The following is a 13,241-nucleotide window of genomic DNA, read 5'->3' as shown; positions in this document are numbered from 1 at the left end:
CCACCAGTCTATGATCTTTACATCCACAAATTATGCATTTTTTCATCTTTTCACCTGTAATTACGATTGACTACTAATCAATGAATCGCATAATGAATCTGTAATATCCCTCAATCCCCTGTTATAATTTTGAGAAAAATAACTGTAAAAGTAAATGAAAAAGATTATCTGGATTTTTTACTTGAAAGTAATGAACATGAAAATACTGTTGAAGAACAGATTACTGAAATTATACAATACTATGTTCTAATTAGACGAAGACGTGTAAAACTCAAACATATTTCCAACGAAACTATGGATTCTCACATGTGATCATTTACACTTCTTTTTGTGTTTTCTCAAGTCATCTGGGTCTCTAAACTCCGTCCCACAATTCCGACACTTGACGTCAACCCTTCTTCCATGTGCAATTTTTTCATGTCTTTTCAGTCTCTCTGCATCATGTAATTCTGATCCACATTTTTTGCATTTTGTTGAACTCTCTTCTGATTTGGTGAAAAGTTTCATCGTATCATATAGTGACTAGATCTTAAAATGATTTTCCTTTTTCATTCCTAATGATATTGTTTATTTTATCTATAAGATGAGAATAAATCATGGATTTGAGCAAAGTTGTAAAAATTGGCATAATTGCTGGAATTTCGATAATTGCAATAATTGCAACAACAAATATGCTATTTCCATCAAATGCAATAAATTTGCATGAGCAAGCATGCATGAGTCTTGCAAATCAAATGATTGAAAATATGGAAGAATCTAATTTTGACACTGAAAAATTTGCAAAAATGAATGATCTATTGTTTTCTCGTATGACTAACGAACAATGCACTGACACTGAAGGTTGGAAAAAAATTGTCAGCTATAGTCCTGAAGGCTAATTGGGCCTAAATCTTTCTGGCATCATTTCTAAAATTGCTTTATGGGATGGTTGTCTTTCTAACTTTTGACAAATTTTGTAAACACATTCTCCTACCATTGATGAATCTGCATTTTTAACTTGGAATTTCTGAAAAATTTCCTCTTCTGACATTTTTTCCATTTGTGAATCTATGTTAAATGCAATTTCAAGTGCCACAGGTTTTAATTTTGATTCATAATCACTCTGTAAGATTTCAATCTCTTTTTTTAGATTATTCAATTTTTCCTTGTCTTCTGTATTCTTTTTTTCTAGCTCTAATTCTCTTAATTTTTTAACAGTTTTTCCACTATGATAGTCAAAACTAATGATTAACTCGCGTATCACACTGATAAAATTGAGAGTTTAGGATATAAGGTATATGAAATACTAACTACCATGCAAGTAAATGAAATTTTTAAATCAATTCAGGGTGAAGGGCCAAACTTTGGGAAGCCTGCAATTTTTCTTAGAACCGCTCAGTGTAATCTAAAATGTACTTGGTGTGATACAAAATATACCTGGGATTGGAAAAATTATGATTTTCAAAAGGAGGTAAAAGAGATGACCATAGACGAAGTTAAAGATGCTATATTGGATCTTGAGATAAAACACCTTGTAATTACCGGAGGTGAGCCGTTACTTCAACAAGATGATCTAGCTGATTTACTGTCTTTCTTAAAACCTGATTTTTATGTGGAAGTTGAAACTAATTGTACAATTTTACCAAACAAAATGTTAACTGATTTAATTGATCAATGGAACGTATCTCCTAAAACCCAAAATTCTGGAAATCCATTGGAACTTTGTGAAAATAATGAATGTTATTACTTTTTTGCAAACCAAGAAAATTGTTTTTTCAAATATGTTGTAGAAAATGAAAGTGATATTCCTGAAATTAAAAAATTTGTCACAAAGTACAATATTCCTGAAAACCGAGTACAATTGATGACTCAGGCATCGACAAAAGAGGAGATTTCTATGAAAGAAAAGTCAATTTCTGAACTGGCCAAACTACATAATTTTTCATTTTCCCCAAGACTACATGTTGCAATGTGGGGCTCGCAACGTGGAAAATGATTATAACCAGAGAAAATTAGGATTTTGAACATGGCAAAAATAAAAGCAGGAGATCTTGTGTTATTTTTTTACAACGATTCAAAAAAATGGCTATTAAAAATTTCTAAAAAAGAACAATTTCATTCTCATATAGGAGTAATCAAACACTCTGATGCAATTGGAAAAGAATTTGGTAGTAGATTAATTACAAACAAGGACAAATACGTCTACTTGTTAAAACCTACACTTCATGACCATGTAATGAAAATGCAACACAGTACACAAATCGTTTATCCAAAAGACTTTGGTTACATAGCAGCTAGAATGGGTGTGCAATCTGGACAAAAAATAGTTGAAATAGGAACTGGTAGTGGATCATTAACCACTTTTCTTGCTAGTATTGTGAATCCTCGTGGACATGTGTACACTTTTGACGTTGAACCAAAATTTATGGAAGTTGCAGAAAAAAATATCAAAAAAGCAGGAATGTCAAAATATGTCACCATGCATGAAATGAATCTAAAAAAATCTAAAAAAATGCCTTTGAAAGATATGGATTTGGCTATAATTGATCTTGGAGATCCATGGGAAGTTTTACCACAGGTTAGAAAAATGTTGAAAAGTAGCGGAAGTGTAGCAGCAATTTGCCCTACAATGAATCAGCTTGAAAAACTATCTGTGGCATTTGTAGAAAATGAATTTACTGACATTGAATGTACTGAACATATTCTTCGTCGTATTGAAGCTAGAGACGGTAAAACTAGACATTCCTACCAGGGAATTGGCCATACAACTTATCTTGCAATAGCACGAAAAGTCCACTTTAATAAGAAAAGAACAAAGAAGAAGTGAACTAATTGACCGCCACTAAATTAACAAAAGAACACATCGAAAAACTCATTCCACCACGTAAGAATAATTCACGTAAAGGTGATAATGGTAAGGTTTTGGTTGTCGGAGGTAGTTACATCTATCATGGTGCCCCCGTGCTTTCCTCACTTGCTGCGTTACGTTCTGGCAGTGATCTTGTTTATACATGTGTTCCAAAAATCAATGCATTTTCCACTCGTTCGATTTCTCCAGATTTGATAGTAATTCCAATGGCTGACTCAAAACTCACACGTGGAACTGTCAATAAAATGCTAGGACAAATTCCAGTTGACATTGATTCAGCTGCTATTGGTATGGGACTTGCAATTCAGGATATTGAAGCAATAAAATTACTTGTTAAATCATTACTTGACCGAAATGTACGCGTATCATTAGATGCTAGTTCTCTAGTTAAAGAAATACTTCCTATCATTGAAGGACAAAATGTTGTTGTAACTCCTCATTCAGGAGAATTTAAAAGAATATTCGGCGAATCACCTGAAACTGAAATTAATTCAAGAATTTCTATATGTGAAAAGTTTGCAAAAAACCATTCAATTACAATATTACTCAAAGGTCAAGAAGATATCATTACAAATGGTGATTCAACTTATACAAATCCTACATCAACTCCATGCATGACTGTAGGAGGTACAGGTGATGTTTTATCTGGACTAACAGCTGGATTCTTATCTAGAAATAAAAATATGATTGAATCTACAAGCACTGCGACATTTGTCAATGGTGCTGCAGGAGAAATACTTCAAAAAGAATTTGGAAACCACATACTTGCAAGTGATTTGATTTCTGTATTGCCTAAAGTTCTAAACTCACTTAATAATTAAAAATGAACTCTGAAAAACCAATCAAATTTATTGATAAAAATAAAAATTCTCTTTTAAAAGATCTACAAACATTAATCCATCAACCAAGTATCTCTGCAAAAAATGAAGGAATCAAAGAATGCAGTGTTTTAGTATCAAAAATGCTAAAAAAATCAGGCATAAAATCAGAAATATTACGATTAGGAAAAAATGCGGCTCCTTTAGTATACGGTGAAGTAAAATCAAAAAATAATCCAAACACTACTTTGTTATTTTACAACCATTATGATGTTCAGCCTGTAGAACCTCTTGAATTATGGGATGATCCCCCTTTCAGCGGCAAAATAATTGGAAATAAAATTTTTGGTCGTGGGGCATCTGATGATAAAGGTGAACTAATCACTAGAATCAAAGCTGTCGAGTCTTATCTGAAAACATATGGCGATGTTCCATGTAATGTAAAATTTGTAATTGAAGGTGAAGAAGAAAATGGAAGTGAAAACATTGGAACGTATTTAAAAAAATACAAAAAGAAATTTTCATGTGATGGTGTTGTTTGGGAATTTGGTTATGTTGATCAAAAAAACCGTCCTATAATTGGACTGGGTATGAAAGGATTATTGTACGTGGAACTTACTGCAAAAGAATCTGTACGCGATGTACATTCTAGTTTTGCAGTAATTATCAAAAATCCTGCATGGCGATTAATTCAGGCACTAAATACGATGCGTGATGAAAATGGCAAAATTTTGATTAAAGGTTGGTATGACGATATCAAACCTCTTACTAAAAATGATATTAAATTAATTCAAAAAGAACCCTTTGACGCAGATGGTTTCAAAAAAGAATATGGGGTGAAAAATTTTGTTGGTAACAAAAATTCACTCGATGCAAAAAAAGCATTGGTGTCTGGTGTAACATGTAACATTGCAGGCATTGATTCTGGGTATACCGGTGATGGTGCAAAGACAGTTTTGCCTGGTAGCGCAAAAGTGAAAATTGACTTTAGATTGGTTCCAAACATGGATCCAAAAAAATTAATAAAATTACTAGAAAAACATCTTCGCGTTAATGGTTTTGGTGATATAACGATCAATGTTTTGAATGCAGAAGCTGCTGCAAGAACAAATCCAAATGAAAAAATTGTAAACACTGTTTGTGAAAGTACAAAAAAAATTTTTGGTGATTACGTTTTGAACATTTCTAACGCAGGAACCGGACCAATGCATGCATTTACAAATATTTTGTCAGTACCATGCATTTCTGTAGGTGCATCTTACATTTTTTGTAGAATGCATTCGCCTAATGAATTTGCAAAAATCGATCTGTTACACAAAACAACTAAGAACATTTGTGTACTCTTAGAAAAATTTTCACGATCATAATTTGCAAAATCTACTTGATTATTTTACACAATGTGTGTGAAAACATGTAACTTGTATAGTATAACACTGTTAAGATCTCGCAACAAGTTATGGCTATGTCTAAAGCTAAGAGAAGCGCAGCAGCTAAAAAAGCAGCACGCACTCGCAAAAGAAGAGCAGCAGCCGCAGCAGCAGCAGCTACAAAGAAGAGAGCTTCTGCAGCACGCAAACGTAAGAGAACCGCCGCAAAAGGTGGTGCAAAACGTAAGGCAGCTCCAAAACGTAAAGCAGCTCCAAAAAGAAAGGCAGCAAAAAGAAAAGCAGCCCCAAAAAGAAAAGCAGCAAAACGTAAGGCAGCTCCAAAACGTAAAGCAGCAAAACGTAAAGCAGCCCCAAAAAGAAAGGCAGCAAAACGTAAAGCAGCTCCAAAACGTAAGGCCGCAAAACGTAAAGCAGCTCCAAAAAGAAAGGCAGCAAAAAGAAAAGCAGCCCCAAAAAGAAAAGCAGCAAAACGTAAAGCTCCAAAACGACGTCGTCGTTAAACTGATCGAAAAATATGTCAGTAACGTTGACCGCGGTAACACGCTGATGCGTTCTCGGCAATTAACGATCTACCGTTTTTTAGATACCACCCTAACTAAGGGTATTCACAAATTTTTACTAATGCTTTTATTGTCTATTTTCAGAGTGTAATCATGAGTTACATGCCAGGCGCAACCGCTGTAGGTATCACCTTTGATGAAGGTGTGGTATTTGCAAGTGAGAAAAGAATTGCATATGGAAATTTTTTGGTTAGTAAATCAACAAAGAAAACTTTTCCAATAACTCCTAAAGTTGGTGCAACTTGTGCTGGTCTAGTAGCTGATATGCAATTACTATCATTACAAATTTCTGCTTTAGCAAAAATTAGAAAAATGGATTTGAAACGTGATGTTCCACCAAACACAATTGCAAAAATGATGTCAAACATGATGTATGAAAGAAGATACTTCCCATTGTTGACACAAGTAATTGTTGGAGGAATGACTGACAAACCTGTCATATACACACTTGATCCTCTTGGCTCAGTATTACCTGATGAATATGCTGCAGTCGGCACTGGTGCTGAAATGGCATTAGGTGTCTTAGACCCACAGTTTAAAGAAAACATGAATGAAAAAGAGGCTACAGATTTAGCTGTAAAAGCAGTACGTTCTGCAACAATGAGAGATTCATTCAGCGGTGATGGAATTGATGTTTTAGTAGTTAACAAAGATGGAATTACTGAATTTACTGAAGATGTTAAATAATCTATAGTGTTTTAGAAATTTCCCACGCCTTATCAGAAATATAGTGTAAATTTTTCAATACCTCTCCTTTATCCATATTGTCTAATTCTGAACTATCTACTATTGATTTTCCTACAGCCAAAAATTTGTTTTGTGATTCCTCTACTATGCAAACTATGTCGTCCTTAGAGAATTCTGAAAATTTTTTAATTCCTGGTCTCATGAGATTTGCTCCCTTACACATGAATTTTACCGCGCCCATGTCAACTTGAACATATGGAAATTTTTCCAATGTTGTAATTTCACTAAGAAATGGGAGATGTTCATCCTTAATTTTTAAAATTTTAATCTCATTACCCGTGATTAATTGAATCTCATCATCAATTTCATAGACCTTTAGATTTTTCACTTTAGGTAGATCAATTTTCCATTTTTCTGAGACAATTTTTAGCAATTGTGTTGTCTCACTCTTTGAAATTAGATTTGTTTTCAAGATTTTGTAATCTCTTTTCTAATATCTATCAGGTCTCTAAGTATAGAACTTGCAGTTTCTGTTCCTCCTGCCCCTCTACCAATTATGGTTTGAGTACCTGAATGTTCTGATGTAAATGATATTGCGTTTAATGTTCCATTCACGCACAGTGGGTCATTAATCTTGATTTCTACAGGAGATACTGTCAATTCTTTGTCACATGATGCAATTAATTTCACTGCAGACCCATTTTTTTCTGCATTTTTGATATCATTTGTGTTTACTTTACGGATACCTTTTTTGATAATGTCTGGCATGGTTACTTTCATACCCATTATCCAATTTGCTAAAATGACAAGTTTTGCAGCTGCGTCTAATCCATCTAGATCAAGTGCTTCATCTGCTTCAACATATCCTTTTGATTTTGCATCGTTTAATGCGTCTTCAAATGACATTCCTTCTGCCATGTTTGTCAGTATGTAGTTAGTTGTACCATTAAGAATTCCTTGAAATGATAATATTTTTTCTCCTCGTAAACTATTTTTTGCATAATCTAAAATTGGCGTTCCCCCACCAACAGTACCACTGAATCTTAACATAACTTGATTATAATTTGCTAATTCCATTAATGATGGAAATGCAAGTGCAAGCGGTCCTTTATTGACTGATATAACATGCATCTTTTTTTTCATTGCAGAAATAATGTGGCTCATTCCTGGTTCTGCATCTTTATAGTTACTTGCAGTAGTTTCAATTAATACATCTGCATCAAAATTTTCAATGATTTCTTTACCTGAAATTTGTTTTATTGACTTATCATAATTTCTTACTGTGCCTGATTGTTTTTTGATTTTATTTAATTTCTTTAAATCTAAACCGGTTTCATCATATGCGCATCCTTTACTATCAAATACTCCTACAATTCGTGGTCTTAATCCAAATTTAGAATACAGGTCATGTGTACGTGATTCTAAAAGCTCTGAAAAGCTTTGTGCAACTACTCCAAATCCGCATAGTATTATTCTCATAGTATCGTAAAATCAAGTCGATTATTTAATTTGACTTGTCTAATTTGAGCGATACTGAGTTAATACAGTATCTAAGTTTTGATGGCGCAGGACCGTCATCAAATACATGTCCCAAGTGTGATCCACATTTTTTACAATTAACTTCAACTCTCAACATGCCATAACTTCTGTCTTCTATGTATTCAATTTGTTCATCATCTTCAGGTTTGAAAAAACTTGGCCATCCAGTACCTGAATCAAATTTTGCATCAGATGAAAATAATTCTACTCCGCATGCTCTACATTTGTATACGCCATCATCTTTACAATCCCAATACATTCCAGTAAATGCTTGCTCGGTACCTTTCATTCTACAAACTTCATATTCTTCTGCAGTCAATTCTTTTTTCCATTCTTCATCGGTTTTGGTAATTTTTTCAGTCATTGTCTATTCCTTTTTTCTTCTGTTCTTTTTTCTGATTCAAATCTTTCTAATTCGTATTTATTCATATCCACAAATTTCATTATATTGCTTAGAATTGGATGTTTTTTATTTATTGCTTGATACATTTTTTGTGCTACAATTCTATAATCTTGATGTCCTTGAGGTACAGTTCTTAATTCAATCATGTGAACAGCTTCCCTCATATTCATTTTCATCATGTATGGATAATTATATCCAAAATTGACAACGTACTGTGCTTCTTCAGGATATTTCTTTTGAATTTTTTTGAAAACAGTGTCTGTATTGTTCATACATTCTTTGAATTCTTTTTGCATTCCAAGATCTTTTACTTCTTGAGGCATATCATACCCGTGATGTGTTGTTAGTAGTTGTCTTTCTAATGTTAATGCTCTATGTCTGTGAAAATCTCTAAACATTCCAAAATTTGTGACTAAATCAAAGGTATACTCTGCCATTTCAAATGCACGTGATGGTCTATGTCTTCTATTTTTTCGTAAATCTGCCATTTCTAAAATAATTTTCTTTTTTTTATTTGTTGGAATCTTTCTCACTTGTTGTAAAATTTTCTCAAATGATATTCCTGGAGATTGCTCATAAATTATTGCTGATATCACACTGTTGATTACCTTATTTTCATTCTCAAACTCTACTAATTTTGCTATTTTTCCTTTAGATGGTGTGCCTGAAATTGAAGTTTTTGCCACATTTTGTGCTGATTTTTTTACACTGTTCAGATATTTCTGTAGAACTTTTCCATATTTGTCATCAGATCTTCGAACAAATGATTTGATTGTAGTGTCTAATTCTTTTTTAATTTGTAATGCTAAATTATTTTCTTCTTTTAATTTTGATGCAAATAATATTGATAATAAATATTCAAACGCTCTGCCATTTCCTGTAACTCCTACATTTGTTAACGTTGATGCAGGAAGTAAGCTTCTTAATGCATCAAGTGCTTTTGCTTTTGTTGCAGCATTGTATATTCTCATTGATGATTTAAGAATTGAATCATCATTTATGGCACTAAATTTTTTTTCTTTACCGTCTTTATCTTTAAATTTATAATTGTTGATCGAATCTCTTTCTCGAATTAATTTTAACATAGGTTCTATATTTTTTGAATAAACTTCAAAATCTAAATTACATGCATCGATATATTCATCTGCAAATTTAGTTTTCATTATTGTCGGTTCATGCAGAAATTTGTATTTTCCTTTAATTTTTTTATCCCATGAAACATATCGTGAGGATTTTTCTAAATATGAAAAGCCAATCCTTCTATCTTCAATTTTTTTAACTGCTATATTTGTAAGTCCTTCAATTGCAATTTGTGCAATACCTAGTTCTGCAACTGAATCATCTCCGTATTCGAGTAAAACTCTATCGTAAAACTCCTCTCCACGATTTTTATTTTTTAAAAATTCATCTAAGAAAATTTTCCTCATACTTTTGTCAGTTCTACTATATCGTGACATCAATGCACCACGATCAACTTGCCTTGGTGTTATTACAGCAAAGACATTCTTATCTGAGTTTGAAAAATGTTTTTCTAAAATTCTTCTTTCATTTTTAGAAAATTCGGACAATAATATTATTTTTCGTAATTGGTTTTATCTTTATCTTCTGCCAATTTGAATTAGATCGGGTGATTTTGTTGGAAGATCAGTTGCTGTTTGTTGACCTTTAGCTTGCCAACGTGCTAAAACCTCGCGAAATGATTTTTCCATTTCTTCGTCTTCCAAATACATCAAAGTTGTAACCCATCTGCCTTTGGTTGTTTTATCATTTCCAACAGGACCTCCAAGTGATTTCATCCAAAATTTAGATGGTAAAATCTTTAGAGCATCGTTGTCAGGATCATTTTTCAATTTTTCCCAATATTCTGATACAAATTTCATAATCTGAGCTAATTCTTCTTTGTCAATCATGTTAATTTTTTGTTAAATTGTAATAATACAAATACGTTTAGTCATGAATTTTTAATTTAGTTAATTTCTTTGTACTAAAATTGTCAACCTTGTTAACACTTGGTCGGTTATACGGATCTGTCAATCTCCATTCATGAGCAACTGTGAAGTTGAGATTATTGGAAAACCCGTAAAAGACATGTACGGTGCACCAATGGGCAAAATTTTAGGTACCTCAACTGATGTTGATGGTTCTATACAGACAGTCGGCATCAATTGCGGGTCTGAAGGCCTAAAACAAATTGCTTTTGATCAACTCGTAGTTCAATCTGAAGTAGTAATTTTCATTCCAAAGTGGAGATTGGATTCACAACGTTTACTAAAACAAAAAGAACTTGTAATCCGACGTCTTAACGCATTGATGGAAATTGTCTCTGACAACGACAGCATGAAATCTGATGCAGAAATTATTCATGAAAAGTACAACACTAAATTAATGACACTCCAACGTACTGAATTTGAAATTAGTTCTGAATTAGATAATAGAGTCGTCGAAATTGAAGAACAGGAAAAATCTGTCAAAGTTCTTTTGTTTGACGCAAAAGTTCAACTCAAAAGTAACGAAATTTCTCAGGAGACCTTCGACCATGTTCAAAGCGAAACAGACGAAATGCTTCAGCACATGAAACATGAGAAAGATGAGATTTCTAAAGTTAAATCCAGACTAGCAAATCTCTCACTCGAAGATATGATTCCAGAGGTGTCACCATCAGCGATGCCAGGAACTTATCTACCACAACCTTCTGATGATGAGCCAATTGAGACTCGTTTGCCAGAACCTCCTAGCGTCGAGTCCTCATCACAAAAGTCTTCTGAGACTCAAGTAATGACAATTCCTGCACAAGAACAAATTCCGGCAGAACCTGAATCTGACTGGATTAAAAGAATGAATTCACAATAATAATTCAAAATTCTTAAAACATTCATTATTCAAATAATCTATAATTGCATTCTGAAGAATTTGATATTGGTTTGGGGAATAATGATTCCTCAATTAGGACTTCTGCAAAAAATGATTATGTCTCATTTTGGAATAATTGTGCAAAATCATTGTCATGGTTTGAGCCGTGGACTGAAACTTTACAGTGGAACCCACCTTTTGCGCGATGGTTTGTAGGTGGAAAAATCAATGCTTCTTACAATACCTTGGATATTCATCAAGATTCAAAATCTGAAAAACCAGCAATTTTGTGGGAAGGTGAAGATGGAACTGACCGAAAAATTACTTACAAAGAAATGTTTGTAGAAGTCAAAAAACTTGCAAATGTTCTAAAATCATTAGGTGTGAAAAAAGGTGACCGTGTTACAATTTATCTCCCAATGATACCTGAATTGCCCATATCCATGCTCGCCTGTGCCCGAATTGGCGCAATTCATACCGTCGTATTTTCTGGATTTAGCTCAAAGTCTCTTTCTGACAGAGTGGAAGATTCTCAATCAAAAATAATCATCACTGCTGATGGTGGATATAGGAAAGGTAAGATAATCAATCTCAAAGAAATTGTAGATGATTCTGCATCTTCAGTACAATTTGTGAAAAATGTCATTGTCTATCAAAGAACTGGCCAAAAAATACAATTGAATGAAAAAGATTTGCTTTGGCATGAGGTAATGCAAAACTCATCTGAAGAATGTGATGCAGAAATACTTGATAGTACTGATTCATTATACATCTTATACACTTCTGGTACTACTGGGAAACCTAAAGGAGTATTGCATGGGATTGGTGGTTATCTAACTCATCTTTATTCTACATACAAATGGGCATTTGACATAAAAGATACCGATGTTTATTTTTGTACTGCAGACATAGGATGGGTTACCGGTCATAGTTATGTGGTCTATGGTCCTTTGTTACACGGTGCAACACAGGTAATGTATGAAGGTGCACCTGATCATCCTGATTCATCTAGAATGTGGGACATAATCCAAAAATACGGTGTTACAATTTTTTACACAACACCAACTGCTCTTCGAATGTTAATGAAATTTGGAGATGATATTCCAAATTCATTTAATCTTTCAACTTTACGTTTACTTGGAACTGTTGGCGAACCGATTAATCCTGAAGTTTGGAAATGGTATTTCAATGTAATTGGAAAAAAGAAATGCCCAATAATTGATACATGGTGGCAAACTGAAACTGGTGGAATGCTAATCAGTCCTTTACCTGGTATTGAAACAATTCCGTTGAAACCTGGTTCTGCAACATTACCTATCCCTGGATTAGATATTGAAGTTGTTGACGAAACTGGTAATGAAGTAGAATCTGAAACAAAAGGTTCTCTAATAATTAAAACTCCTTGGCCAGGAATGTTATTAGGATTATGGAAGGATGCTGAAAAATACAAAGATGTCTATTGGTCAAAATTTGAATCACTTTATTATCCTGGAGATTACGCCATTAAGGATTCTGATGGTTATTTGTGGTTACTTGGTCGTTCAGATGATGTTCTAAAAGTCGCAGGTCATAGAATTGGAACTGCAGAATTAGAAAGTAGTATTGTTTCTCATAATGATGTTGCAGAATCTGCAGTATGTGGAATTCCTGATGAAGTAAAAGGTGAATCCATCATTGCATTTGTTATGTTAAAAGAAAATGTTAGTACTTCTGAGGAACAACTTCGTTCTGAACTACGTGAAACTATTCGAACACAAATTGGCCCCATTGCAACTCCTAGTCAATTTTACTTTGTAAACAAACTTCCAAAAACCCGAAGTGGAAAAATTATGCGTCGTTTACTAAAGGCAATTGCAAAAAATGAAACAATTGGTGATGTGAGTACTTTAGAAGATGGTGCAGCGGTAAATGAAATTCAATCTGCATTCCAAGAACTACAAAAAAATATTGAAAATCAGAAAAAATAACTAGTAATCATCTAACGTTGTCTCTTCGTCTTCATCATCATCCAATGCCACATTAGTCTGAAATGCTGCCCAAACTGTTGCCACAGCTTCAGAAGTCACCGGAATTCCTTGTTCTTTACAAAACTTGATGAAATTTCTACATTCACCATAAACATCTACGTCTTCTTCAAAACTCATATTT

At 33.5% G+C, this 13,241-nt stretch carries 18 protein-coding genes; 10 read left to right on the top strand and 8 right to left on the bottom strand.

All coding sequences use genetic code 11. The features are described from left to right. Positions 1–129 precede the first annotated feature (129 nt). A complete protein-coding gene (locus tag T478_RS04165) occupies positions 130–312 on the top strand; it encodes a hypothetical protein (protein ID WP_048105439.1) in 183 nt (60 codons plus the stop codon). Here T478_RS04165 and T478_RS04160 read toward each other — a convergent pair whose 3' ends face one another. Beyond that, entirely contained in the window at positions 313–507 is a 195-nt protein-coding gene (locus tag T478_RS04160) for a C2H2-type zinc finger protein (protein ID WP_048105438.1), read from the bottom strand. 89 nt (positions 508–596) lie between these two features. On the opposite strand from T478_RS04160, the gene T478_RS04155 reads away from it, so the two are divergent. After that, on the top strand, positions 597–878 hold the full coding sequence (locus T478_RS04155; RefSeq protein ID WP_048105437.1) for a hypothetical protein: 282 nt from the start codon (positions 597–599) through the stop codon (positions 876–878). Here T478_RS04155 and T478_RS04150 read toward each other — a convergent pair. After that, complete coding sequence (locus T478_RS04150) at positions 875–1,243, bottom strand: hypothetical protein (RefSeq protein ID WP_048105436.1); 369 nt, start codon at positions 1,241–1,243, stop codon at positions 875–877. The two genes, T478_RS04155 and T478_RS04150, sit on opposite strands and share 4 nt — an antisense overlap. A gap of 51 nt (positions 1,244–1,294) precedes the next feature. Between T478_RS04150 and T478_RS04145 the strand changes: the two genes are divergently transcribed. The 6 genes from T478_RS04145 to T478_RS04120 all read left to right on the top strand — a co-directional run bounded on the left by T478_RS04145 (position 1,295) and on the right by T478_RS04120 (position 6,301). Next, positions 1,295–1,975 carry a 7-carboxy-7-deazaguanine synthase QueE gene (locus tag T478_RS04145; RefSeq protein ID WP_048105435.1) on the top strand — a complete coding sequence of 227 codons (681 nt, stop codon included), beginning with the start codon at positions 1,295–1,297 and terminating at the stop codon, positions 1,973–1,975. A 30-nt stretch (positions 1,976–2,005) separates the two neighbouring features. Beyond that, positions 2,006–2,806, top strand: coding sequence for a tRNA (adenine-N1)-methyltransferase (locus tag T478_RS04140; RefSeq protein ID WP_048105434.1), 801 nt, complete (start codon positions 2,006–2,008; stop codon positions 2,804–2,806). 5 nt (positions 2,807–2,811) lie between these two features. Next, positions 2,812–3,669 carry an NAD(P)H-hydrate dehydratase gene (locus T478_RS04135; protein WP_048105433.1) on the top strand — a complete coding sequence of 286 codons (858 nt, stop codon included), beginning with the start codon at positions 2,812–2,814 and terminating at the stop codon, positions 3,667–3,669. Positions 3,670–3,671: 2 nt separating this feature from the next. Continuing rightward, entirely contained in the window at positions 3,672–5,033 is a 1,362-nt protein-coding gene (locus tag T478_RS04130; protein WP_048105432.1) for a M20/M25/M40 family metallo-hydrolase, read from the top strand. Between the two features lie 95 nt (positions 5,034–5,128). Then, positions 5,129–5,554 carry a hypothetical protein gene (locus T478_RS04125; RefSeq protein ID WP_177313239.1) on the top strand — a complete coding sequence of 142 codons (426 nt, stop codon included), beginning with the start codon at positions 5,129–5,131 and terminating at the stop codon, positions 5,552–5,554. 162 nt (positions 5,555–5,716) lie between these two features. After that, complete coding sequence (locus T478_RS04120; protein WP_048105430.1) at positions 5,717–6,301, top strand: Ntn hydrolase family protein; 585 nt, start codon at positions 5,717–5,719, stop codon at positions 6,299–6,301. Between the two features lies 1 nt (position 6,302). On the opposite strand, the gene T478_RS04115 is transcribed toward T478_RS04120, so the two are convergent. The 5 genes from T478_RS04115 to T478_RS04095 are packed head-to-tail and all read right to left on the bottom strand — an operon-like array spanning position 6,303 to position 10,153. Then, complete coding sequence (locus tag T478_RS04115) at positions 6,303–6,773, bottom strand: PUA domain-containing protein (protein ID WP_048105429.1); 471 nt, start codon at positions 6,771–6,773, stop codon at positions 6,303–6,305. Then, on the bottom strand, positions 6,770–7,780 hold the full coding sequence (locus T478_RS04110) for a homoserine dehydrogenase (protein ID WP_048105428.1): 1,011 nt from the start codon (positions 7,778–7,780) through the stop codon (positions 6,770–6,772). Before T478_RS04110 ends, T478_RS04115 begins: the two co-directional genes overlap by 4 nt. Positions 7,781–7,805: 25 nt before the next feature. Beyond that, on the bottom strand, positions 7,806–8,204 hold the full coding sequence (gene msrB / locus T478_RS04105) for a peptide-methionine (R)-S-oxide reductase MsrB (RefSeq protein ID WP_048105427.1): 399 nt from the start codon (positions 8,202–8,204) through the stop codon (positions 7,806–7,808). Next, positions 8,201–9,811 carry an FAD-dependent thymidylate synthase gene (locus T478_RS04100; protein WP_048105426.1) on the bottom strand — a complete coding sequence of 537 codons (1,611 nt, stop codon included), beginning with the start codon at positions 9,809–9,811 and terminating at the stop codon, positions 8,201–8,203. Before T478_RS04100 ends, msrB begins: the two co-directional genes overlap by 4 nt. Positions 9,812–9,841: 30 nt before the next feature. Next, the gene (locus T478_RS04095) at positions 9,842–10,153 is read right to left on the bottom strand and encodes a hypothetical protein (RefSeq protein ID WP_048105425.1); all 312 of its coding nucleotides are present in this window, start codon (positions 10,151–10,153) and stop codon (positions 9,842–9,844) included. Positions 10,154–10,286: 133 nt separating this feature from the next. Here T478_RS04095 and T478_RS04090 point away from each other — a divergent pair, with 133 nt between their 5' ends. Both T478_RS04090 and acs read left to right on the top strand, forming a co-directional pair. Continuing rightward, positions 10,287–11,093: a CdvA-like protein gene (locus tag T478_RS04090; RefSeq protein WP_048105424.1), complete on the top strand. Its 807-nt coding sequence runs from the start codon at positions 10,287–10,289 to the stop codon at positions 11,091–11,093. 44 nt (positions 11,094–11,137) lie between these two features. Further along, the gene (gene acs, locus T478_RS04085) at positions 11,138–13,060 is read left to right on the top strand and encodes an acetate--CoA ligase (protein ID WP_048105423.1); all 1,923 of its coding nucleotides are present in this window, start codon (positions 11,138–11,140) and stop codon (positions 13,058–13,060) included. Here acs and T478_RS07645 read toward each other — a convergent pair whose 3' ends face one another. Continuing rightward, on the bottom strand, positions 13,061–13,237 hold the full coding sequence (locus tag T478_RS07645) for a hypothetical protein (protein WP_160271571.1): 177 nt from the start codon (positions 13,235–13,237) through the stop codon (positions 13,061–13,063). Between the last annotated feature and the right edge of the window lie 4 nt (positions 13,238–13,241).

The sequence above is a fragment of the Candidatus Nitrosopelagicus brevis genome (assembly GCF_000812185.1).
GTDB lineage: Archaea > Thermoproteota > Nitrososphaeria > Nitrososphaerales > Nitrosopumilaceae > Nitrosopelagicus > Nitrosopelagicus brevis.
The sequence above is the reverse complement of the archived record's forward strand: the minus strand, read 5'-3'. Positions and strand labels throughout refer to the sequence as shown.